The 21,587-nt window shown below is 72.6% G+C and carries 20 protein-coding genes; 13 read left to right on the forward strand and 7 right to left on the reverse strand.

Features of this window, described 5'->3' with window-relative positions; genetic code table 11:
- Positions 1 to 180: 180 nt before the first annotated feature.
- Positions 181 to 936 carry an SDR family oxidoreductase gene (locus QK440_RS20730; protein WP_282794659.1) on the reverse strand — a complete coding sequence of 252 codons (756 nt, stop codon included), beginning with the start codon at positions 934 to 936 and terminating at the stop codon, positions 181 to 183.
- A gap of 123 nt (positions 937 to 1,059) precedes the next feature.
- Here QK440_RS20730 and QK440_RS20735 point away from each other — a divergent pair, with 123 nt between their 5' ends.
- The gene (locus QK440_RS20735; protein ID WP_282794660.1) at positions 1,060 to 1,494 is read left to right on the forward strand and encodes an Rrf2 family transcriptional regulator; all 435 of its coding nucleotides are present in this window, start codon (positions 1,060 to 1,062) and stop codon (positions 1,492 to 1,494) included.
- 360 nt (positions 1,495 to 1,854) lie between these two features.
- Here the strand turns inward: QK440_RS20735 and QK440_RS20740 are convergent, their stop codons facing one another.
- The gene (locus tag QK440_RS20740) at positions 1,855 to 2,886 is read right to left on the reverse strand and encodes a Rieske 2Fe-2S domain-containing protein (RefSeq protein ID WP_282794661.1); all 1,032 of its coding nucleotides are present in this window, start codon (positions 2,884 to 2,886) and stop codon (positions 1,855 to 1,857) included.
- 588 nt (positions 2,887 to 3,474) lie between these two features.
- On the opposite strand from QK440_RS20740, the gene pcaC reads away from it, so the two are divergent.
- The 9 genes from pcaC to QK440_RS20785 all read left to right on the forward strand — a co-directional run bounded on the left by pcaC (position 3,475) and on the right by QK440_RS20785 (position 11,000).
- Positions 3,475 to 4,770, forward strand: a complete 1,296-nt coding sequence (gene pcaC, locus QK440_RS20745) for a 4-carboxymuconolactone decarboxylase (RefSeq protein WP_282794662.1) — start codon at positions 3,475 to 3,477, stop codon at positions 4,768 to 4,770.
- Between the two features lie 112 nt (positions 4,771 to 4,882).
- Positions 4,883 to 5,515, forward strand: a complete 633-nt coding sequence (locus tag QK440_RS20750; protein WP_282794677.1) for an MBL fold metallo-hydrolase — start codon at positions 4,883 to 4,885, stop codon at positions 5,513 to 5,515.
- Positions 5,516 to 5,578: 63 nt separating this feature from the next.
- Entirely contained in the window at positions 5,579 to 6,358 is a 780-nt protein-coding gene (locus QK440_RS20755) for an exodeoxyribonuclease III (RefSeq protein ID WP_282794663.1), read from the forward strand.
- A gap of 223 nt (positions 6,359 to 6,581) precedes the next feature.
- Positions 6,582 to 7,025 carry a DUF3093 domain-containing protein gene (locus QK440_RS20760; protein WP_190135119.1) on the forward strand — a complete coding sequence of 148 codons (444 nt, stop codon included), beginning with the start codon at positions 6,582 to 6,584 and terminating at the stop codon, positions 7,023 to 7,025.
- A 140-nt stretch (positions 7,026 to 7,165) separates the two neighbouring features.
- On the forward strand, positions 7,166 to 7,606 hold the full coding sequence (locus QK440_RS20765) for a DUF6278 family protein (RefSeq protein ID WP_282794664.1): 441 nt from the start codon (positions 7,166 to 7,168) through the stop codon (positions 7,604 to 7,606).
- Positions 7,607 to 7,767: 161 nt separating this feature from the next.
- Positions 7,768 to 8,511, forward strand: a complete 744-nt coding sequence (locus tag QK440_RS20770; protein ID WP_282794665.1) for an amino acid ABC transporter ATP-binding protein — start codon at positions 7,768 to 7,770, stop codon at positions 8,509 to 8,511.
- Between the two features lie 15 nt (positions 8,512 to 8,526).
- Entirely contained in the window at positions 8,527 to 9,441 is a 915-nt protein-coding gene (locus QK440_RS20775; RefSeq protein ID WP_282794666.1) for a glutamate ABC transporter substrate-binding protein, read from the forward strand.
- Between the two features lie 9 nt (positions 9,442 to 9,450).
- Positions 9,451 to 10,095 carry an amino acid ABC transporter permease gene (locus QK440_RS20780; protein WP_282794667.1) on the forward strand — a complete coding sequence of 215 codons (645 nt, stop codon included), beginning with the start codon at positions 9,451 to 9,453 and terminating at the stop codon, positions 10,093 to 10,095.
- The gene (locus tag QK440_RS20785; protein ID WP_282794668.1) at positions 10,092 to 11,000 is read left to right on the forward strand and encodes an amino acid ABC transporter permease; all 909 of its coding nucleotides are present in this window, start codon (positions 10,092 to 10,094) and stop codon (positions 10,998 to 11,000) included. Before QK440_RS20780 ends, QK440_RS20785 begins: the two co-directional genes overlap by 4 nt.
- Before the next feature lie 36 nt (positions 11,001 to 11,036).
- Here QK440_RS20785 and QK440_RS20790 read toward each other — a convergent pair whose 3' ends face one another.
- From QK440_RS20790 to QK440_RS20800, 3 genes are all read right to left on the reverse strand, one after another.
- Positions 11,037 to 12,680, reverse strand: coding sequence for an alpha/beta fold hydrolase (locus QK440_RS20790; protein WP_282794669.1), 1,644 nt, complete (start codon positions 12,678 to 12,680; stop codon positions 11,037 to 11,039).
- A 126-nt stretch (positions 12,681 to 12,806) separates the two neighbouring features.
- Positions 12,807 to 13,943 carry an Ig-like domain-containing protein gene (locus QK440_RS20795; RefSeq protein ID WP_282794670.1) on the reverse strand — a complete coding sequence of 379 codons (1,137 nt, stop codon included), beginning with the start codon at positions 13,941 to 13,943 and terminating at the stop codon, positions 12,807 to 12,809.
- 199 nt (positions 13,944 to 14,142) lie between these two features.
- Positions 14,143 to 14,892, reverse strand: coding sequence for a hypothetical protein (locus QK440_RS20800; RefSeq protein WP_282794671.1), 750 nt, complete (start codon positions 14,890 to 14,892; stop codon positions 14,143 to 14,145).
- Positions 14,893 to 14,996: 104 nt separating this feature from the next.
- Between QK440_RS20800 and ggt the strand changes: the two genes are divergently transcribed.
- A complete protein-coding gene (ggt, locus tag QK440_RS20805) occupies positions 14,997 to 16,886 on the forward strand; it encodes a gamma-glutamyltransferase (RefSeq protein WP_282794672.1) in 1,890 nt (629 codons plus the stop codon).
- 264 nt (positions 16,887 to 17,150) lie between these two features.
- On the opposite strand, the gene map is transcribed toward ggt, so the two are convergent.
- Positions 17,151 to 17,918 (reverse strand): type I methionyl aminopeptidase, encoded by a 768-nt coding sequence (map, locus tag QK440_RS20810; RefSeq protein ID WP_282794673.1) that lies wholly within the window; start codon positions 17,916 to 17,918, stop codon positions 17,151 to 17,153.
- Positions 17,919 to 17,966: 48 nt separating this feature from the next.
- On the opposite strand from map, the gene QK440_RS20815 reads away from it, so the two are divergent.
- Positions 17,967 to 18,218 carry a helix-turn-helix transcriptional regulator gene (locus QK440_RS20815; protein ID WP_282794674.1) on the forward strand — a complete coding sequence of 84 codons (252 nt, stop codon included), beginning with the start codon at positions 17,967 to 17,969 and terminating at the stop codon, positions 18,216 to 18,218.
- Here QK440_RS20815 and QK440_RS20820 read toward each other — a convergent pair.
- Positions 18,175 to 19,380, reverse strand: a complete 1,206-nt coding sequence (locus QK440_RS20820; RefSeq protein WP_282794675.1) for a Cmx/CmrA family chloramphenicol efflux MFS transporter — start codon at positions 19,378 to 19,380, stop codon at positions 18,175 to 18,177. The two genes, QK440_RS20815 and QK440_RS20820, sit on opposite strands and share 44 nt — an antisense overlap.
- Positions 19,381 to 19,925: 545 nt before the next feature.
- Between QK440_RS20820 and QK440_RS20825 the strand changes: the two genes are divergently transcribed.
- The coding region (locus QK440_RS20825; RefSeq protein WP_282794676.1) for a hypothetical protein at positions 19,926 to 21,587 on the forward strand (1,662 nt) is incomplete at its 3' end.

Below are 21,587 nucleotides of genomic sequence, written 5' to 3' on the forward strand. Positions count from 1 at the left end.
GGGCGTAGCCCGACCAAGGCCGACACGGCGCCTGAACACGGGAAAGTCCCCCTCGGGCGCCCATGCTGCTGACGCCGAGGGCGTCGACCACCGCTGGCAGTCCGCCCTCCGGCGCTGCGATGTCGAGCACACCTTGCCCATGCTCAAGCAGACCTCGGGGCGCGCGGCGGGGGTTCGGGTTCAGGCGTTGTAGCCGCCGTGGGCGTCCAGCACCGCGCCCGTGACGTACGACGCTGCGGGGCTGGCCAGGAAGGCGATCGCCGCGGCGATTTCGTCGGGGTGCCCCATGCGTGGCAGGGACAGCGAGCTGAGCAGGGCCTTGAGGGTGTCGGGGTCCGGCGGTTGCATGCCGCTGTCCATCAGCCCGGCTTCCACGACGTTGGCCGTGATGTCGCGGGGCCCGAGGTCCCGTGCGACCCCCATGGTGTACCTCTCGATGCCTGACTTGGTCGCCGCGTAGTCGGCGACGCCCGGGACGCCGACGCGGGAGCCCAGTCCGGAACTCACCGTGATGATGCGGCCGCCCGTGCGCAGCACGTGGGAGGCGGCCCGGATGACGGCGATCACGCCGAGGTAGTTGGTGGCGTGCATCCGGTCCAGGGCGGCGGTGTCGGCGTCCGGGTCGTCCACCGTGCGGCCCTGCTCCACGGAGATCGCCGCGTTGTTGACGAGGATGTCCAGGCCGCCGAAGTGCGCGACCACGTCGTCGATCAGCGCCGGCGCCCGGCTCGTGTCCGCCTGGTCGGACTGGAAGGCGACGGCCTTGGCTCCCTTGCCGTGCACCTCGTCGACGACGGCTTGGGCCTGCTTGTCGGAGCTGACGTAGGTGAAGGCGACGTCGGCGCCCTGCTGGGCCAGCAGCCGTACGGTCGCGGCTCCCAGTCCGCGTGATCCCCCGGTGACCAGGGCGACCTTGCCCGTGAGTGGCTTGCTCATTCTTCCCACCTCGTTGATTGATCCTTTCCGGCAGTCGCAACGTTAATTGTTACGACAGCCTGTTGCAACCTTCGCTGTTACGACTGCCTTATCATGAAGCGTTGTGACCGAGAGGAGGAGCCCATGAGCGCCAACAGCAGGCTGACCATCGCCGCCCACGCGCTGGCCTGGATCGGCCTCTACCAGCGCCAGGGCCATGAGGTCGCCACCTCCGAGCAGATCGCGACCAGCGCGAACACCAACCCCGTGGTGATCAGGCGGCTGCTCGGCGAGCTGCGCAGGGCCGGGCTCGTGGAGTCCCGGCGGGGCGTGGGCGCGGGCTGGTCGCTGGCACGCGAGCTGGAGTCGATGACCCTGCTCGACGTGTACGAGGCAGTGGAGCCCGGCCCGCTGTTCGCGATGCACCGCACCACCCCGGACCAGGAATGCGTGGTGGGTCACGGCATCCAGCCGGCACTGCGGAGCATCTACGAGGGCATCGAGGAGACCCTGAGACACGAGCTGGCCCGCGTCACGCTCGCGCACGTACTCCGGGACGTACTCGCGGCACCTCGCTAGCCTCTCCGCTACGCCCTGACATCACCAAGATCCCCATCTTTGCCCGGGCCGGCGAACTCGACTGGTCCCGCGCGTGAGCTGCGCAAGCGGCGGACGTTGCCGGTCATCTGGTGCCCGGCGCCCGCGTACGTAGTGGGGGACAAAGAACTGTCGGGTGCCAAAGGAGACCTTCAAGGGCTCAGCGGACACGCGCCGGCGATCACGTGGTTCTGCACGCCAGGCCCGACAGGCAGGTCATGGACAGGGCCTGCACCTCCAACTGGGCACTCCTCGACTGCGACGGCTCGGCGACGACGACGTCACCCTCACCGACTTCTTCAGCAAGGCGGAGGGCGCCGTCCTCGCTGCCTCGTGCAGTGACTACTCGGCGGCGGGGTAGAACTGTCGTGCCCAATACCGCAGTTGGCCGATCGTCTCTTCGCCGGCAGCCAGTTTTGGATGCGTCAGGTAGCGCTGATGGTCCCAGATCCCGATGTCCTGTCGCGCGAAGGCGATGCTCGTGAGCAGGAAGGCCCGCGCCCATGCCCGCTCGGCCGCAGAGTGTGCGAGTGACCTCACCGCTGTCGGTAGCGCGCTGTGGCGGGTCAGTCTTGCCGCGACGGCCAACCGCAGAATGAGCCGGTTGGGGCCGATGGGGGTGGGCAACGTCCAAAGGAGCAGGGAAACTCCCTTGCGCGGCACGTCGACTTCGGTGGTGTGCAGACCCAGCCCGGTCAAGGTGAGATGTTGGTCCGTCATCGCGTTGGCGAAGCGGCGCAGCAACGGGTACTGGGGAGCGTGGATGCGCAGGCGCGTGGTGATCGTGGGTCCGTCCACTACGGAGGGCTGTGGTCTTTGCACCGGCAGGCGGTGGAGCTGGGGCAGATGCAGATAGTCGAAGGTGTTTTCGATCACGACCTGGGCGTGGGTCCTCGTCTTGCGGCACCACCATGCCGTGGGGGCGTGCCAGTGGGCCAGCACGGGCGGTTCGAACCATGGGGGCGTGTCGGCGGGGCCGTGCCATGCCAGGAGCAGGCCGTTGACTTCCCGTAGAGGAATCCGCTGAAGGCGAGCGCGGGGCGGTACCACGCCCGAGGGGGCGACCGTGCAGGTGCCGTCCGGGCCGAACCCGAGCCGGTGGAAGGGGCAGAGCAGGGCCTCGCCTTCCACCTTGCCGCCGTAGCCCAGGTGGGCGCCCAGATGCGGACAGTGGGCATGAGCGGCGTGTGCGACACCATCCTGCGTGCGGTACACGACACAGTCCTGGTCCATGAGACGGCGCGGCAACACCCCACCGACAGGTAGCTGGCGCGACAGGCCCAGACAGAACCAGCCCACGGGGTAGCCAAGACCGGGACGATTACCCGCCGAGGGATGAGCGCTGTCTTCCGGAGAGGCGTGAGGCGAGGTCATCACGCCATCGTGGCAGGACCACACCCTGTGTGACGTGCGCCGAGCGCCGCTTACCCCCTTCGCGGGGGTTGCCCGGGTGAAGTTGACAGGCGAGCGCCAGCTCCGCTGCACATGCACTCCATCTGCGCGAGCACAGCCGGGCGCGCGGTGCGCAACTCGCCCAGGCGGAAGCTGACCGCGCCTTCGGCCTGCTGACACCTGCACTCGCAGACTCCGCCCTCAAGGCGTTCAGGGCTCTCCAGGCCAAGGAGAGGCTCGCTCAGGGGGAGGTGTACGTGGTGTCTGAACCATGCGGTCCACCAGCGAGCCGTATGACCGGCACGATTGAGACGGATTCAGCGTCCGGCTGCCGGTTGCGGACCGGTAGCCATGGGCCGGGGGAGACCATCCGGGCGACGTCCAAGTCTTCTACCCGGGGTGCGCTCGGAGGGCCTGCTGTCAAGGCGGTCATGAGTACACGCCGGAGAACGCATACCTGGATGCTCAAGGGTTCCGGCGGCGCTCGGACCTGCTGTCGCGAGAGGGGCGAGACCCGCTAGGTTCACCCCGGCAATGTGACTTCTCGTGACAGATGAGAGGCTCGGGCGGGTGAGTGAGACACCGATGAACACCCTGCAATACCGCTCCGACGGGCCGGAGGACGCTCCGGTCCTGGTCCTGGGTCCCTCACTGGGTACCACCTGGCACATGTGGGACCGGCAGGTCCCGGAGCTGAGCAGACACTGGCGGGTCCTCCGCTTCGACATGCCGGGACACGGCGGCGCCCCCGCGCACCCCGGTCACTCCGTCGGCGAGCTCGCCGCCCGGGTGCTCGCCACGCTCGACGACGCCGGCGTGCAGCGCTTCGGCTACGCGGGCTGCTCACTCGGCGGCGCCGTCGGCGCCGAGCTCGCCCTGCGCAACCCCCACCGGGTCGCCTCGCTCGCGCTCATCGCCACCTCGCCGCGGTTCGGCACCGCCGACGAGTGGCGCCAGCGCGGGGTGATCGTCCGCACCAACGGCCTCGACCCCATCGCCCGGACCTCGCCCGAGCGCTGGTTCACGCCCGGCTTCGCCGCCGCCCAGCCCGCCATCACCGACTGGGCCGTCCAGATGGTCCGCACCACCGACCCCGGCTGCTACATCGCCGCCTGCGAGGCCCTCGCGGCCTTCGACATCCGCGCCGAGCTCGGCAGCATAGGGGTGCCCACGCTCGTCCTGGTCGGCTCCGAGGACCAGGTGACCGGCCAGGGCGAGGCCCGCACGCTCGTCGCGGGCATCCCCGACGCCCGCCTCGCCGTCGTCCCCGGCGCCTCCCACCTGGCCCCGGTGGAACAGCCCGCCGCGGTCACCGACCTCCTGGTCCGCCACTTCTCCAGCGCCTGGCAGGCCGCGCCGGACCTCGGCGCGACCGGACAGCACGCGATCACGGCACCGCCCGTCAAGCCCGTCCTCGCGCCGTCGCCCGCCGCCCCGGCCGCCGCGTCCACGGCGGTGGCCCAGCCCGAGGCGACGGCCGCCCGGCCCGACGCGTACGCGACCGGCATCAAGGTGCGCCGCGAGGTGCTCGGCGACGCGCACGTCGACCGGGCCCTGGCCGGCGCCGACGAGTTCTCCGGCGACTTCCAGGACCTCGTCACCCGCTTCGCCTGGGGCGAGGTCTGGAGCCGCCCCGGCCTCGACCGCCGCACCCGGAGCTGTGTCACGCTCACCGCCCTCGTCGCGGGCGGCCACCAGGAGGAGCTCGCCTTCCACGTCCGGGCCGCGCTGCGCAACGGCCTCACCCCGGCCGAGATCAAGGAGGTGCTGCTCCAGGCGGCGGTGTACTGCGGCGTCCCCGCGGCCAACACCGCCTTCCGAGTCGCGCAGGCGGTCGTCCGCGAGGAGACGACTCCCCAGGAGTAGCCCCCGCGCCGGCGCCGGGCCGACCCACGAGGCTCTGCCCTCGACGAGGCCCTACCCTGCCTGCGACGAAGCCCTGCCCACCGACGAAGAAGGAGCCATGGCGACCAGCGGTATCAAGCTCACGAAGCAGTCCCACGCGTGCGTGCGCCTCGCCAAGGCGGGGCGGTCCCTCGTCATCGACCCGGGCGGGTTCGGCGAGGCGGACGCGGCGGTCGGCGCCGACGCGATCCTGATCACGCACGAGCACCCCGACCACTTCGACGAGGGCCGCCTGCGCGCCGCCATGGAGGCGGACCCGGCCACGGAGGTCTGGACGCTGGCCGCCGTCGCCGACCAGGTCGCGGCGGCCTTCCCGGGCCGGGTGCACCGGGTCGGCCACGGCGACACGTTCGAGGCGGCCGGGTTCTCCGTCCAGGTCCACGGCGAGCTGCACGCCGTCATCCACCCGGACCTCCCGCGCGTCACGAACGTCGGCTACCTGGTCGACGGCTCCGTCTTCCACCCCGGCGACGCCCTCACCGTCCCCGACCACCCCGTGGACGTCCTCCTGGCGCCCGTGATGGCGCCGTGGAACAAGATCGCCGAGGTCATCGACTACGTCCGCGAGGTCGCGCCGCGGCGCGCGTACGACGTGCACGACGCGCTGCTCACGGACCTCGCGCGGCCCATCTACGACGGCCACATCGGCCGCCTCGGAGGCGCCGAGCACGTGCGGCTCGCGCCCGGCGAGTCGGCCCAGCTGTGACGGTGACCGGCCCTGAGCTGCACGGATCGATGACTGTCGGACCCGGCGGGTAGGTTGTCCGTCATGCGCATCGCCACCTGGAACGTGAACTCGATCACCGCCCGACTCCCGAGGCTCCTCGCCTGGCTGGAGAAGAGCGGTACGGACGTCCTGTGCGTCCAGGAGACCAAGTGCGGCGCGGAGCAGTTCCCCACCGAGGCCCTGCGCGAGCTGGGCTACGAGTCGGCGGTCAACGCCGACGGCCGGTGGAACGGCGTCGCGCTGCTCTCCCGCGTCGGCCTGGAGGACGTCACCCTCGGCCTGCCCGGCGGGCCCGACTACGAGGGCGTCCAGGAGCCCCGGGCCGTCTCGGCCACCTGCGGCCCCGCGCGCGTCTGGTCGGTCTACGTGCCGAACGGCCGCGAGGTCGACCACGCGCACTACGCGTACAAGCTCCAGTGGTTCGAGGCCCTCAAGGCGGCCGTCGCCGGCGACGCGGGCGGCTCCCGCCCCTTCGCCGTCCTCGGGGACTACAACGTCGCGCCGACGGACGACGACGTCTGGGACCTCGCCCAGTTCGACGGCGCCACCCACGTCACCCCCGCCGAGCGCGCCGCCCTCGCCGCCCTCCGCGAGACGGGCCTCACGGACGTCGTCCCGCGCCCCCTCAAGTACGACCACCCCTTCACGTACTGGGACTACCGCCAGCTCTGCTTCCCCAAGAACAAGGGCATGCGCATCGACCTCGTCTACGGCAACGAGGCGTTCTCCAAGGCCGTGACGGACGCCTACGTGGACCGCGAGGAGCGCAAGGGCAAGGGCGCCTCGGACCACGCCCCGGTCGTGGTGGACCTCGACCTCTGAGGCCCCGGCCCTTCGGGCCCCCGGGGCTCCGGAGCCTGGCCGCGGCGGCGCCCGCCCGCGCGCACCGGGGGCTGCCATTCCCGCCGCCCGCCCGCGCGCACCGGGCGCCGCCAACTCCCGCCGCCCGCCCGGCGATCCGCCCGGCCGCCGCCGGGGCGCGCGCCCGTCCGCAAGGCCCGGCCCCCCGCTCCCGCGCCCCGAAGGCCTTTGCCAGGATGGGCTCATGCATCTTTACGATGAGCGCCTGAGCGTTCCGGCCGCGTGGTGGTTCCTCGTCGTGCTCGGCGGCGGGCTGTTCGCCGGACTGCTGCTGCCGTTCGGCCCCGTGGCCGCCGGGTGCGGACTGCTCCTTGTCGTCGCCGTCTTCGGCCCGCTGGTGCACCGGTACGGCTCGGCGCGCATCGTCGTGACGCCGGGCACGCTCGTGGCCGGGGACCGGGCCATCCCGATCGACGAACTCGGGACGACCGAGATCCTCGACGAGGGCGAGGCCTTCGAGTGGCGCACCCGCAAGGCGAACGCCTACGCGCACCTGCTGCTGCGCAGTTACGTGCCGACCGCGCTGCGCGTGGAGCTGCGGGGGCCGCACCACCGGGCGCCGTACCTGTACCTGTCCACGCGCCGTCCGATGAACCTGGCCACCATCCTGGCCTTCACCCGCCGCTGAGGACGAGCGGCCCGTGCCCCGGGCAACACGTGAGCCACGTGGAGCGATTCACCTGATTCCGTGATCAACTGCCGCAAGATACATTCCTGGGAACGCGGATCCGCCGTCCGAACGCCCGGCGCCCCACGGAGAGGCTGATCATGAACATTCCGTTCCTGGACAAGTGGCGCAAGCGGCACGCGAGCGAGCCCGGCCCGAAGCTCGCCGCGGCCTTCGAGGTCGATCCGGACGACATGGCCGAGCTGTTCTCGGAGTGCGAGCTGCTGCGCTCCCAGGCCGCGCGCGCCGGGCTCGAACTGGACGACAGCCCCGCGTCGTTGGCGGCCCTCGACCAGCTCACGCCGCGCTGGCGCGACGACCCCGAGACCCTGCCCTGGCTCGGCAACGACGCGGGCCTCTACCTCGGCACGGTCATCGTGCGCACCGTCCCCGGCGCCGCGTGGCACGTCCTGCCCGGCGGCGACCCGGTGGTCCGGCTCGCCTCCGGCCGCGAGATCCCGGTGGTCGAGGCGGGCCTCGACTGGGCCGTCCAGGGCACCCCCGAACTGTCGCAGACGTACGCCGAGGCGTCCGAGACGTAGCGCCGGCGCCCGCGGCCGAGTCCTGGCCACGCCTTCACACAACAAGCCCGTCGGCGTCGCAAATACGGTTAATGGTCATCAGTGCGTGTCGTCCCGAAAGTGTCGTTTTGCCCTGAGTAGGTTGCGCGGACCGACACCGCTGAGAGTGGGCAGGTCCGGCCATGACCGTCGATCCGTTGATCGAGCTGCGTGACGTGAACAAGTACTACGGCGAGCTGCATGTCCTGCGGGACATCGACCTCACCGTCGGCAAGGGGGAGGTGGTCGTGGTCATCGGCCCCTCGGGGTCGGGGAAGTCGACGCTCTGCCGGACGATCAACCGGCTCGAGACCATCCAGTCCGGCAGCATCCGCCTCGACGGGCAGCCGCTGCCCGACGAGGGCAAGGCCCTCGCCCGGCTGCGCGCCGAAGTCGGCATGGTGTTCCAGTCGTTCAACCTCTTCGCGCACAAGTCCGTCCTGCAGAACGTCTCCCTGGCCCAGATCAAGGTCAGGGGCCGCAGGCGGGAGGAGGCGGACCAGCGCTCCCGGGCGCTCCTGGAGCGGGTCGGGCTCGCCGCGCAGGCCGACAAGTACCCGGCGCAGCTCTCCGGCGGCCAGCAGCAGCGCGTGGCCATCGCCCGCGCCCTCGCCATGGACCCCAAGGTCATGCTCTTCGACGAGCCGACCTCCGCGCTCGACCCGGAGATGATCAACGAGGTCCTGGACGTCATGCGGCAACTGGCGCGCGACGGCATGACCATGGTCGTCGTCACCCACGAGATGGGCTTCGCGCGCTCGGCCGCCAACCGCGTCGTGTTCATGGCCGACGGCCGCGTCATCGAGGACCGCGCCCCCGAGGACTTCTTCACCCGCCCGGAGAGCGACCGGGCCAAGGACTTCCTCTCCAAGATCCTCAAGCACTGACCGGGGGAACGGCCCATGCGTACGACACGTCTGTTCGGGGCGCTCACGGCCCTCGCGCTCGGCGCGCTCGCCACCGCCGCCTGCGGCAAGGACGGCAGCCCCCCGACCAAGGGCCCCGCGCCCTCCGAACTGCCCCGCTACCGTGTCGCCGAGGGCTTCGCGCTGCCGGAGTCCGGCACCTGGCGCAAGGCCAGGAGCCGCGGCCACTTCGTCGTCGGCGCCAAGGAGGACCAGCCCTACCTCGGCGAGAAGGACCCGGCCAGCGGCCGCTACTCGGGGTTCGACATCGAGATCGCCAAGATGGTCTCCGCCTCGCTCGGCCTGGACCCGAAGGGGATCGCCTTCAAGACCATCGCCTCCGCCAACCGCGAGACCGCGCTGCAGAACGGGCAGATCGACTACTACGTCGGCACCTACACCATCAACGACAACCGCAAGAAGCTCGTCGGCTTCGCCGGCCCCTACTACATGGCCGGCCAGGGCCTGCTGGTGCGCCACGACGAGGACGGCATCAAGGGCCCGAAGGACCTCGACGGCAAGCGCGTCTGCTCCGCCGCGGGCTCCACCCCGTACCAGCGGATCCAGCAGGACCACCCGAAGGCCACGCTCGTCGCGTACGACACGTACTCGGTGTGCGTGGACAACCTGCTGACCTACCAGGTCGACGCGGTCACCACCGACGACGCCATCCTCATCGGCTACGCGGCGAAGGTCCCCGACGAGCTGAAGGTCGTCGGCAGGCCCTTCTCGAAGGAGCCCTACGGCATCGGCGTGCCCCGCGGCGACACCGCGCTGCGGCTGGCGATCGACGACGCGCTCGCCGCGCGCGAGCAGAACGGCGACTGGAAGAAGGCCTACGACGCGACGCTCGGCCTGTCCGGGGTCCCCGCGCCGAAGCCGCCCGCCATCGACCGCTACCCGGCGGGCTGAGGAGGCGTCGTGAACGTACTGACGGACAACTTCTCCACCTACGGCGAGGGCTTCCTCGGCACCGTCGAACTCACCGTGTTCGCCTCGCTCCTGGCGCTCGCGCTCGGCTTCCTCATGGCCTCCTTCCGGGTGGCGCCCGTCGGGTCGCTGCGGGCGTTCGGCGCGGCCTGGGTGGCGGTGCTGCGCAACACGCCGCTGACGCTGCTGTTCTTCGCCGTGCTGCTCGGCCTGCCGCGCTTCGGCCTCGTGCTGCCCTTCAAGGTGTTCGCCGTCCTCGCGCTCGGCTGCTACACCTCGGCCTTCATCTGCGAGGCCCTGCGCTCCGGCATCAACACCGTGCCCAAGGGGCAGGGCGAGGCCGCCCGCAGCCTCGGCATGACGTTCGGGCAGACCCTGTCCCAGGTGGTGCTCCCGCAGGCCTTCCGCTCGGTCATCCCGCCCGTCGGCTCCACCCTCATCGCGCTGGCCAAGAACTCCGCCATCGCGGGCGCGTTCAGCGTCACCGAGCTGCTCGGCACGTACAAGACGCTCAGCGAACTCGGCTACGACATCATCTGGACCTTCCTCTGGATCGCCCTCGGCTACCTGATCGTCACCCTCACCATCAGCGCCGTCTTCACCGTCCTGGAGAAGCGCTGGGGAGTCGCCCGATGACCGCCACCGCCCCCGCCGACGAAGCCACCGCCCTCTACGACATCCCGGGCCCGCGGACCCGCAGGAGGCACCGGCTCTACGGCGTCCTGTCCACCGCCGTCCTCCTCGGACTGCTCGCCTGGGTCCTCCACCTGCTGTTCACCACCGACCAGTTCACCCACACCAAGTGGGCGCCGTTCCAGTACGAGGGCATCCAGGAGCTGCTGCTGCGCGGGCTCGGCAACACGCTCAAGGCGTTCGCCGCGGCCGCCGTGCTCTCGCTGGCGCTCGGCGCGCTGCTCGCCACCGGCCGGCTCTCCGACCACCGCCCGGTCCGCTGGCTGGCCGCGCTGTTCGTGGAGTTCTTCCGGGCCATGCCCGTACTCGTGATGATCTTCTTCGTCTTCGTGGCGCTGAAGGTCCAGCCGCTGCCGGCGCTGGTCGCCGGGCTCACGCTCTACAACGGCTCCGTGCTCGCCGAGGTGTTCCGCTCCGGCGTCAACTCCGTCGAGCGCGGACAGAGGGAGGCCGCCTACGCGCTGGGCATGAGAAAGACTCAGGTCATGTCGTACGTCCTGGTGCCACAGGCCGTGCGGGCCATGCTGCCCGCCATCATCAGCCAGCTGGTCGTGGCCCTGAAGGACACCTCGCTCGGTTATCTGATCACCTATGAGGAGTTCCTCCACGCCGGGAAGCTGATCGCGTCGAACCTCGACTACGATTTGCCTTTCATCCCCGTGGTCATGGTGATCTCACCGATCTACATCGGGATGTGCATGCTGCTGTCGTGGTTCGCCTACTGGGTGTCCAAGCGCCAGCGGCGCAGTCCCAAGACGGAGGCCGTGGACGTCGCCCCGGCCGAACCAGGGACGCTGCTGCCGGGAGGGTACCCACCAGGGCCCCCGCCCCACCGGGGTGCGCAGTAGCTGGAAGGGCCAGGCCCGCCCGGCAGCAGCCGGAGATCACTGCTCGCGCAGGGGGATCGACACGTACGACGGGTCGGTCCGCGGCGAGGAGAAGGTCAGCTGCGCGCCGGTCGGGTTGTGCTCGACGTAGAGCGGGTCGACCGTGTCGACCACCAGGGCGAGCCGGTGTCCCGCCGGGACGTCGTAGGCCGTGGAGAACAGCTCCAGGTCGACGGCGAACGGCTCACCGGGGGTCTTGCCGTGGAAGGTGTACGGCGCGCTGCTGACCAGCTTGCCGAGGCCGAGCGGGCCCACGTCGTAGAGGTAGGCGACGAGGGTGCCGCTCTCCTTGGTGCCGGTGACCGTGGTGTGCAGCTTCGCCGTACCGCGCACGCGCTGCGGGTGCTCGGCGCGCGGTGACTGCCACACGGCCGCGTACCGGCGCGGCAGCAGCGGCATCGACGCCGTCGGCGGCAGCTTCAGGAACTGGTCCAGGGCGTTGGACAGCAGCACGGTGCCGCCGTTGGCCCCGGAGTCCACGTTCGCGCGGACGGTGTGGGTGCCCGCCAGCTCCATCGTGCGCTGGGCGGCGCCCACCGACTTCCAGTCCGGGTAGCCCTCGTAGCCGCCCGTCGAGCGGGACTTGAGCTGCACGGGCTGCTCCTGGTCGATGCCGTTCCGCTCGCCCTTGAGGTGGCGGTCGAACCACCGCCGGGTGTGCGACCAGGTGTCGTTGGGCAGCCCGAACAGGCCCGTCACCTCGGCCGTGGCGTGGTCGCCGGGGCGGAACTCCAGGCGCTTGGGGCCCTTGAGCTTCTCGTAGAACGCGGCGTACCCGTTGGGCGGGAAGATGGTGTCGCCCCAGGCGTTGGCGAGGAAGACCGCGGTGCCGTGGGCGTTGATGCGGTCCAGGTAGGTCACGGGGGAGCGCTTGGCGCCCCACGCGATCATCTCGTCCTCCTGGTCGAGGTCCGAGGCGAGGAAGTCCTTCAGGACCCGCCGCAGTTCGGCGCTCGGGCGGCCGGTGAGCTCGCCCGCGCCGCCGAGCAGCGCGGCCGCCTGCAGGTGCTGGGTCCGGCCGCTGTAGATGGAGCCGACGAGGTCGCTCCAGCCGCTGAGCGCGGCGACCGCCTTGACGCGCTTGTCGTGTGCGGCGGCCAGCAGGCTGATGCCCGCGCCGTAGCTGACGCCCGCCATGCCGACCTTGTCCGGGTCGGCCGGGGTGTTCGCCAGCGTCCAGTCGATGACCCGGGAGGCGTCCGCGATGTCCTCGGGGCCGCCGACCTCGATCTCGCCGCCGGACTGCCAGAAGCCGCGCGAGTTGTAGCTGACCACCACATAGCCCGCGTCGGCCAGTTTCCTGGCCTGCGCGAGGTACTCGATCTGCGGCACGGCCCAGCTCGTGGGCAGCACCACGACCGGGTGGGCGCCGGGGCGCGCCCCCTCGGGGGTGACGACGTTGGCCTTCAGGACGGTGCCGCCGTCGCCGGGTATGTCGACGAAGCGCACCCCTGACGATGCCGCCGATTCCGCCGATGCTGCCGAGGCCGATGGGGCCGCTGCTGACACCGCGGCCGCCGCGGACGCCCTCGGAGGTGCCGCGTGCGCCGCGGGGACGGGGACGAGCGCGGCACCGGCGAGCAGGGCGGTGGAGACGGCCCCCGCGGCCAGCGGCCGCAGGGACGGGTGGGGGTCTCTCACGGGTCACCTCACTGATCGAAGTGCAAAGTGACCGAACGGTAACCGCGATCCCTTACCGGAGGTAACCCATCGGTAAGTTACGCCCCGGTAACGATTGGTGCCGCCACCGTCATCCCCAGGGGCCCGTCACAGCGCGCTCTTGGCCTGCCAGTCCGCCCAGGAGAGGTTCCACTCGCCGAAGCCGTTGCCCGGGTCCGGCGTGCCCTTGGAGCCGTTGCCGGAGACCTCGAAGGGGTCGCCTATCTGGGCCTGGCCGTACAGCCAGGCGGCGTTGCCGGTGCTCATGCCGACGCAGCCGGAGCTGTGGTTGGTGTTGCCGAAGTAGGCCGCGTTCCAGGGCGCCGCGTGCGCGTACATGCCCGACCAGGTCAGGCGCATCGAGTAGTCGACCATCTTGTCGTAGCTGTCGCCCAGGCCGACGGTCTCGGAGCGCATGTTGATCGTGCCCTCCTTCGACATCAGGACCGACGTGCCGCCCCAGGAGGCCTTCTCGCCGCCGGGCGTGCCGGCGGACATCGGCAGGGACTTGACGGTCTTGCCGTCGCGCGTCAACGTCGCGGTCTTGTTGTCGAGATTGACCTTGACGACTTGATTCCTGCCGACGGTCATCGCCGTGTCGTAGTCGCGTACGAACCAGCCGCCGCCGGATCCGGAGTCGACACCGTTGAGCTGAGCGTCCAGCTCGACCTTCGTGCCGGACTTCCAGTACTCCTTGGGGCGCCAGTCCACGCGGTCCTTGCCGTCGTAGTTCTTGATCCAGCCCCAGGATCCGACGGTGTCGTTCGACGTCTTGACCTTGAGGTTCTTCTCGACCTCCGCCTTGTTCGCGACGGGGTGGTCGAAGACGATCGACAGGGGCTGGGCGACGCCGACGGTCTTGACGTTGCGGCCCGGGGTGATGGTGACCTTGTTGACCTTCTCGGGCGCCGCCGTCGCGAACGCCTTCCCGGCCTCGCCGCCCTCGGCCGTCGTGGCGCGCACGGTGTAGCTGGTGCCGGGCGCGGCCTTGCGTGCCGAGGTCCAGCCGCGGCCGTCGGCCGAGATCTTCCCGGCGAGCCGGGTGCCCTCGGCGTCGGCGACCGTGACGTCCTTCAGCTTGCCGTCCGCGGACGTGAGCTTCACGGTGACCGGGACGCCCGCCTTCGCCTGCTGCCCGGTGAGGTTCACGGCGATCTTCGGCTTCTCGGCCTTGGCCGCGCCGTCACCGGAGCCGCCGCCGGAGCAGGCGGTCAGGGCGGCCGCCAGGGCCGCGGTGCCCGCCACGGCCGCGTGCCGGGTGCGTAGGGGGCGGCGGCTGGGGCTCTGGGACCTGCGGGACCTCAAGGAAAACTACCTCCGTGCGGATGTTCACTGCCTGCCCGGGGAGAGAGGGCGGAAGGTCCGCTTCGGTTGCCCGATGGCCGGAAATCGCCGACTACGTCACAGTGGCGCCGTACGTAACGGACGTTCCGTGGGCGCGCGCTCACTTGGCGCGATGGGAGGCACGCCCGGACGGCGCCGGTATCGGCTCCTGCGCGGCCCGGGTCACATCCGCGACCAGCTCCACCACGTCCGGGCCGTAGGCCTGCGAGTTCACTACCTTCAGGAGCAGGACGAAGGATCCGCCGCCGTGCTTGCGGGCGAGGCGCTGGTGGTGGCGGGCCAGGTAGCGGGTCGCGGCCTGGTTGGCGAGCGCGCGCTGGCCGCAGAAGAGGAACACGGGCCGCGCCTCCTGCCCGGCGGTGAGCCGCGCGAGGAGGGCGTACTCGGCGACGCCGGGGTCCATGCGGTAGCGCTCGGTGCCGACCTGGAAGGCGCCGCGGTCGGGGCCGGGCTCGGGGTCGGCGTTGACGCGCACACCGGGCAGCATCGCGTGCATGTGCGCGGCCATGCGCCGGTGCAGGGCCGGGTTGCCGACGCAGAACTCGGTGCGCTCGCCGAAGTTCTGCCGGTCCGCGTCGTGCGCGACCACCTGGGGGTGCGCGCCGCATCCCTTGACCAGGGCGGCGAGCTCAAGGAGCGCGAGTACGTCGTGCCGGGTCACGCTCAGCTCCGGCCCCACCGCCTCGCGGTTGACCACCAGCAGCGACTCGGCGTGCTCGGGCAGCCCGAGGAACGCCCGCCTGCGTCCGAGCCGGTGCCGCGCCAGGTACGCGCGGACGTACAGGGCCAGGGCGGCGCCGACGGCGGCCGCGCCGAGGCCGAGGGCGAGAAGGCGTACGTCTTCCGTCATGGGCGGGCATGCTAGCGGCCGTACGCGGTCGCCCCGGCCGGTGCCGTGGCGGGTCCGGTGGCCTGAAGTTACGCTGCGCGGACGGTCGTTGACTGGAGGTGCTCATGCGGCATGACGTGGTACGCAATCTGACGCTATTGGCGGTCGGCGGGGTATTGGTGACGGTCGGAGCGGCCGCGCCCCCTTCGCCTTCGCGCACAGCGGAACCGGGCACGGCGGCCGCATCGGTCACGCGGGCCCAGGCGGGACCGAGAGCGGACGCCCACACCGCGGCCACGGTGTCCGGGCGGACCCCGCCCAAGGTGCCGGAGGCAGTCGGCTACGGGGGAGCGGTCGCGAGCGTCGACGCGGACGCGTCCGCCGCGGGCATCGAGGTGCTGCGCAAGGGCGGCAACGCCGTGGACGCGGCCGTCGCCACGGCTGCCGCGCTCGGCGTCACCGAGCCGTACTCGGCGGGCGTCGGCGGCGGCGGGTACTTCGTCTACTACGACGCGAAGTCCCGCACCGTGCACACGCTCGACGGGCGCGAGACGGCGCCGCGCACCGCCGACGCCGGCCTGTTCCTGGAGAACGGCAAGCCGCTGCCGTTCTCCCAGGCCCAGACGAGCGGCCTCGGCGTCGGGACGCCCGGCACGCCCGCCACCTGGCGGGCCGCGGTCGACCGGTGGGGCAGCAAGGGGCTCGGGGCGCTCCTGAAGCCCGCCGAGCGGCTCGCCCGCGACGGCTTCACGGTGGACAGGACCTTCCGCGCGCAGACCGAGGCGAACGAGGAGCGGTTCCGGGACTTCCCGGACACGGCGAAGCTGTTCCTGCCCGGTGGTGAGCTGCCGGTGGTCGGCTCCACGTTCAAGAACCCCGACCTGGCCCGCACCTACGCCGAGCTGCGGCGCAAGGGCGTCGACGCGCTGTACCGCGGGGACATCGGCAGGGACTTCGTACGCACCGTCAACAAGCCGCCGGTCGACCCGGAATCGGACCGCACCGCGCGCCCCGGCGACCTGTCGATGAAGGACCTGCGCGCCTACGCCGTCAAGGAGCAGGCGCCCACGCGGACGACGTACCGGGGGCTCGGGGTCTACTCGATGGCGCCGTCCTCCTCCGGCGGTACGACCGTCGGCGAGGCCCTCAACATCCTGGAGCGCGGTGACCTGTCGCGCGTGAGCCAGGCGCGCTATCTGCACCGCTTCATCGAGGCGAGCCGCGTCGCGTTCGCCGACCGGGGGCGCTGGGTCGGCGACCCCGCCTTCGCGGACGTGCCCACCAAGCAGCTCCTCTCGCAGCGGTTCGCCGACTCCCGGGCCTGCCTCATCAAGGACGACGCGGTGCTCAAGAGCCCCGTCGCGCCCGGTGACCCGCGCGACCCCGTCCCCTGCGGGAAGGGCGGCAAGGCGGCCCCGACGACGTACGAGGGCGAGAACACCACGCACCTGACGGCGGCCGACAAGTGGGGCAACGTCGTCGCGTACACCCTCACCATCGAGTCCACCGGTGGCAGCGGGATCACCGTGCCCGGGCGCGGCTTCCTGCTCAACAACGAGCTGACGGACTTCTCCTTCGCGCCCGCCCGGCCCGGTGTGCCCGACCCGAACCTGCCGGGGCCCGGCAAGCGGCCGCGCTCGTCGATCTCGCCGACGATCGTCCTCGACGAAGAGCGCAAGCCGGTCGTCGCGCTCGGCTCGCCCGGCGGCGCGACCATCATCACGACCGTGCTGCAGACCCTGACCGGCTTCCTCGACCGCGATCTGCCGCTGGTCGACGCCATCGCGGCGCCGCGCGCGAGCCAGCGCAACGCCGCGCAGACCGAGCTGGAGCCGGGGCTGTGGGACAGCCCGCTGCGCCGCCACCTGGAGGCGCTCGGCCACTCCTTCAAGCAGAACCCGGAGATCGGGGCCGCCACCGGCGTGCAGCGGCTCCCGGACGGGAAGTGGCGCGCGGCGGCGGAGAAGGAGCGCCGCGGCGGCGGGTCGGCGATGGTGGTGCGCCCCGCGCTGTAGTCCCGTACGCCGTCCAGAACGGGACCCCCTGACAGTCGACCCCCTGACGGTCAACTCCCTGGAGGTCGACCTCCTGGCGGTCGACCTCCTGGCGGTCGACCTCCTGACGGTCGACCTCCTGACGGTCCCGCCCGTCTCCCGGCCCGTGCCGCTCGCGCCATGGCGGCACGGGCCACGTCCTGCGGGGCACCGCGGCGGCACGGGCCCCTGCGGCTCACCGCTGCGGCACGGGCCGCCCCTGGGGCCCCGGCCCCGCCCTGCCGGTCAGAGCTTGGTCAGGACGCGCGGTCCCGCGTCCGTGATCGCGACCGTGTGCTCCGCGTGGGCCGCGCGGCTGCCGTCGTCCGTGCACAGCGTCCAGCCGTCCGGCGCCGCGTGGAACCCGTCCGTGCCCCCGGCGATCAGCATCGGCTCGATGGCCAGCACCATGCCGTGCCGCAGCGGCATGCCGCGGCCCGGACGGCCCTCGTTCGGCACCGAGGGGTCCTCGTGCATCTTGCGGCCGATGCCGTGGCCGCCGAAGCCGTCGGGGATGCCGTACCCCGCGTCCCGGCAGACCGTGCCGATGGCGTGCGCGATGTCCCCGATGCGGTTGCCCACCACGGCCGCCGCGATGCCCGCCTCCAGCGCGCGCTCGGCGGTCTCGATGAGGCGTACGTCCTCGGGGCGCGGGGTGCCGACGGTGAAGCTGATCGCGGAGTCGCCCGCCCAGCCGTCCAGGACCGCGCCGAAGTCGGCGGAGAGCAGATCGCCGTCGCGCAGGCGGTAGTCGCCCGGGATGCCGTGCACGATCGCGTCGTTCACCGACGCGCACAGGGTGGCCGGGAAGGGGACCGGGGCGAACTCCGGGTGGTAGTGCAGGAACGGCGAGGTCGCGCCCGCCTCCTTGAGGACCTGGTGCGCCACGTCGTCCAGGTCGCGCAGGCGCACGCCCACGGCCGCGGCCTCCCGCACCGCGGCCAGGGCGCGCGCGACCACGCGCCCCGCCTCCCGCATCGCGTCGATCGATGAATCCGTCTTGAGCTCAACCATGCCAATTACTATACCGGTATTTGAATGGGGCCCGGGTACGATGGCCTCATGGTGCGCACCCCACTGACCCCTGAAGAGCGCGAGCGCGGTGAGCGGCTCGGCCGGCTCCTGCGGGAGGCGCGCGGCGAGCGGAGCATGGTGGAGGTCGCCGCGAGCGCCGGGATCTCGGCGGAGACCCTCCGCAAGATCGAGACGGGCCGGGCGCCGACGCCCGCCTTCTTCACGGTCGCGGCGCTCGCGGTGACCCTTGAGCTGTCTATGGACGAGGTGGCACGGATGTGCGCGCTGGTGCCTGTGTGACCCCCGGCCCGCGCCGGCGGCGGCCCGGCCGGAGCGCGGCCGCGCCCGCCGTCAGCAGGGCGAGCGCCACCAGCAGGGCGCTGACCCACAGCGGCGACCGGTAGCCGAGCCCCGCGTCGATCGCCCGGCCCCCGGCCCACGGGCCCAGGGCCGCGCCCGCGTTGAACGCCGCCGTGGCGAAGGCGCCGCCCAGGGTGGGCGCCCCTGTGGCCGCGTACAGCGCGCGGGCGATCAGCGTGGAGCCGACCGCGAACGACAGCGCGCCCAGGACGAAGGCGGACGCGACGGTCGCCGCCGGGTGTTGGGCGGTCAGCGCGAAGCCCGCCCAGCCCGCGAGCAGCGCCAGGGCCCCGGTCACGAGCAGCGGCCCCGGGCGGCGGTCGGCGACGCGCCCGCCGAGCGTGACCCCGGCGAACGAGCCGAGTCCGAACAGCGCGAGCAGCCCCGGCAGCCAGGCCCGACCGAGCCCGGTGACATGGGTGGCGAGGGGTTCGAGGTAGGTGAAGGCGCAGAAGGTGGCGCCGTTGACCAGGGCGCCGAGCAGCAGCGTCACCAGCAGGCGCGGGGAGCGCAGGGCGCCCAGCTCCGCGCGCGCGGCGCCGGGCGCGCGCCCGGCGGTGTCCGCCGGGACGGACCGCGCGACCGCGACGACGGCGGGCAGCGACACCAGCGCCACCGCCCAGAACGCGGCGCGCCATCCCCAGAGCTGGCCGAGCAGCGCGCCGCCCGGCACGCCCACGACGCAGGCGAGGGTGGTGCCGCCGAGCAGGACCGAGGTGGCCCGGCCCTTGGCGTCCGGCGCGACCAGGCTCGTCGCGGTCGCGAGGGCCACCGCGAGGAAGCCGGCGTTGGCGAGCGCGCCCACCACGCGGGTGGCGAGCAGCACGCCATAGCTGGTGGTGAGGGCGCCCACCACGTGCACGAGCAGGAACGTCACCAGGAACGCGAGCAGCGCCCGGCGGCGGGAGAAGCACAGGCTCAGCGCCGCCGCCGGCGGCGCACCGACGATCATTCCCACGGCGAACGCCGAGGTCAGTGACGCGGCGGCGGGGACCGACACGTCCAGGTCGGCGGCGATGTCCGTCACCAGGCCGGACAGCATGAACTCGGACGTGCCCTGCGCGAACACGGCGAGACCGAGCAGATGGAGAACGAGAGGCACAGCGGGACTCCAGGGCCATGTCCGCCACGGCGTGGGCGCGTGCGGTACCGCTGGGCGGCGCGCACGCGGGCCGCGCGGTGGTGCCCGGGACCGGGCTGCGCGGTGGTGCCCGGGCACGGCGCGGTGCGGGGCATGACGCGGCGCGGCGCGGCTCACGGCACAGCGCGGTCCACGGCACGGCGGAGGGGGCGGGAAGGGGGAAGGTCCGTGGCTGCGGCGCGAAGGTGGTCCCGGGCCGGCGCGTCCGCGGAGCCCCGTGGGGCTGCGACGCGGCGTCGGCCGGATCGAACGAGTCGGAAGGGGGCCACCGGAACGCGCCGGCGGCTAGCGTCTGCTGGCCTCGGGACTGGACATGTGCGCAGACTAGCCACGCCTACCGCCGCACGTCCAGGTAATGAACCAGGGCCGGGGAGCACCGTGTACGGCCGTCCCGTGACACAACTGGTGTTATCTTCCGGACCGGCAGACTCCAGTCTCCCAGGGGGCGGTGCCCGACGATGGCAGTGGGACAACTCCCGGCACAGGTCCGGGAGTTCGCACAGTACTTGAACGAGCTCCTGGCGCGCCTCGACCAGAGCGCGGGGTGGTGCGGCGTGTTCTGGTCCCGCGACCCCGACGGCATGCGGGCCTGCCTGGACGGCGCCGAGGTGCCGCCGTGGGACGTCGTGCAGGCGCTGCTCCACGACCTCGCGGCCGACGCGGGCGTGGGCGTCGCCGAGGCGGAGACCGGCCGGGCGCGAGCGCTGCACGCCGCGTCCGTGGCCGCGCACGACGACCGCCCCGGGGGCCGGGAGCTCCTCAGTGACCGGCTCGACATGATGCTCCAGGAGCAGCGCTTCGCCCAGGAGCGGGAACAGGAGCTGGCTCGTTCCCTCGCGGTGGCGGCGACGCCCGAGGAAGTGGACCGCATCCGCCTGGACATGGCGTGGGTACGGGACGACCACGAGCGGGCGGCGGCACGCTGCGGCGAACTGCGCGAGCGCATGGAGCGCCTGGACCGGGCGCGGGCACCGCGGTGGGTGGACTTCGGCGGCGCCCCCGCGGCCGCCCCGGAGCTGCCCGCCGCGGCGGGGGAGACCCCCGCGGACGGGACGCCGTCGGCCGGGCTCCTCACGGACGGGACCTCGCCGGACGGCTTCCGCGCGGGCGCGCACACGGGCGCGCACGACAGCGCGTACGCGGGGGCGTACGGGCGGACGTACGCCCCCGACCCCGACCTCGACGGTGCCAATGACGGGGACGGGGGCGGGGACGCGGGCGCCTACGGTGGCGGAGGTACGGACGCGGGCGTCTTCGGCGCCGACGCGGACGGGGACATGTTCGGCACGGGCCGGGACCCGGACCCGGACACGTTCGGCACGCCCCCGGACATCCGCGGCGTTGACGCGGCCGCGACCGGTCCCGACGTGGACGCGTTCGCCCGGGGCGGGGACTCGTACAGGCCTGACGGGCCTGATGGGGCAGGGCCGGAGGGGTACGGCGGTGAGGGCGCGTACGGGGCTGACGGGGCACGGCCGGAGGGGTACGGCGGCGAGGGCGCGTACGGGGCTGACGGGGCACGGTCGGACGGGTACGGCGGTGAGGGCGCGTACGGGGCTGACGGGGCACGGTCGGACGGGTACAGCGGTGAGGGTGCGCGGCCGGAGGCATACGGCGGCGACGCTGCCGGGCCGGGCTCGTACGGCACCGGTGGTGCCCGGCCGGAGCCCTACGACCTCGACGACACCCGGCCGGAGCCGTACGGCCCAGGCGGCGCGCAACCGGCCCCCAGCGGCCCAGGCGGCGCGCAACCGGCCCCCAGCGCCCCAGACGCCGCCCGGCCGGACCCCGACGCCCCCAACACCCCCGACGCCTACGGCACCGGTACCGACACCGGCACCCCAAGCACGCAGCAAGCCGACAACCCCGACGGCCCCGCCCCCGGCGACGTGGCGGCCTACGCCCCCTTCGGTGACGAGCCCGCCCACAGTCATCCGCAGGTCCCCGAACCCCGGCCCTCCCTCTGGCAGGACGCCGCCGAGGAGCCCGGACGGTCCCCGGCCCCGGGGGCGGCCCCCGCGTCCGCCGGGGTGCCCGCGCGCGTGCCCGAGCAGCCCACCCGCTCCCGCCTCGGCATCCGGCGCCGCCCCCGCGGCGCCCGGTACGCGGGGCTCGACGGCGGCGACGGGGCCGGGCCCGTGGCCGTGCCGGACACCGACGGGCCCGCC

Origin of the sequence: Streptomyces sp. CC224B, assembly GCF_030010595.1 — a bacterium.
Classification (GTDB): domain Bacteria; phylum Actinomycetota; class Actinomycetes; order Streptomycetales; family Streptomycetaceae; genus Streptomyces; species Streptomyces longispororuber.

What these genes read in the sequence shown, in the direction of transcription:
- QK440_RS20800 (WP_282794671.1), bottom strand. Translation starts at nt 14,892, where the DNA reads ATGACGGAAGACGTACGCCTTCTCGCCCTCGGCCTCGGCGCGGCCGCC.
- ggt (WP_282794672.1), top strand. Translation starts at nt 14,997, where the DNA reads ATGCGGCATGACGTGGTACGCAATCTGACGCTATTGGCGGTCGGCGGG.
- QK440_RS20765 (WP_282794664.1), top strand. Translation starts at nt 7,166, where the DNA reads ATGAACATTCCGTTCCTGGACAAGTGGCGCAAGCGGCACGCGAGCGAG.
- QK440_RS20785 (WP_282794668.1), top strand. Translation starts at nt 10,092, where the DNA reads ATGACCGCCACCGCCCCCGCCGACGAAGCCACCGCCCTCTACGACATC.
- QK440_RS20775 (WP_282794666.1), top strand. Translation starts at nt 8,527, where the DNA reads ATGCGTACGACACGTCTGTTCGGGGCGCTCACGGCCCTCGCGCTCGGC.
- QK440_RS20755 (WP_282794663.1), top strand. Translation starts at nt 5,579, where the DNA reads ATGCGCATCGCCACCTGGAACGTGAACTCGATCACCGCCCGACTCCCG.
- QK440_RS20815 (WP_282794674.1), top strand. Translation starts at nt 17,967, where the DNA reads ATGGTGCGCACCCCACTGACCCCTGAAGAGCGCGAGCGCGGTGAGCGG.
- map (WP_282794673.1), bottom strand. Translation starts at nt 17,918, where the DNA reads ATGGTTGAGCTCAAGACGGATTCATCGATCGACGCGATGCGGGAGGCG.
- QK440_RS20740 (WP_282794661.1), bottom strand. Translation starts at nt 2,886, where the DNA reads ATGACCTCGCCTCACGCCTCTCCGGAAGACAGCGCTCATCCCTCGGCG.
- QK440_RS20770 (WP_282794665.1), top strand. Translation starts at nt 7,768, where the DNA reads ATGACCGTCGATCCGTTGATCGAGCTGCGTGACGTGAACAAGTACTAC.
- QK440_RS20760 (WP_190135119.1), top strand. Translation starts at nt 6,582, where the DNA reads ATGCATCTTTACGATGAGCGCCTGAGCGTTCCGGCCGCGTGGTGGTTC.
- QK440_RS20730 (WP_282794659.1), bottom strand. Translation starts at nt 936, where the DNA reads ATGAGCAAGCCACTCACGGGCAAGGTCGCCCTGGTCACCGGGGGATCA.
- QK440_RS20735 (WP_282794660.1), top strand. Translation starts at nt 1,060, where the DNA reads ATGAGCGCCAACAGCAGGCTGACCATCGCCGCCCACGCGCTGGCCTGG.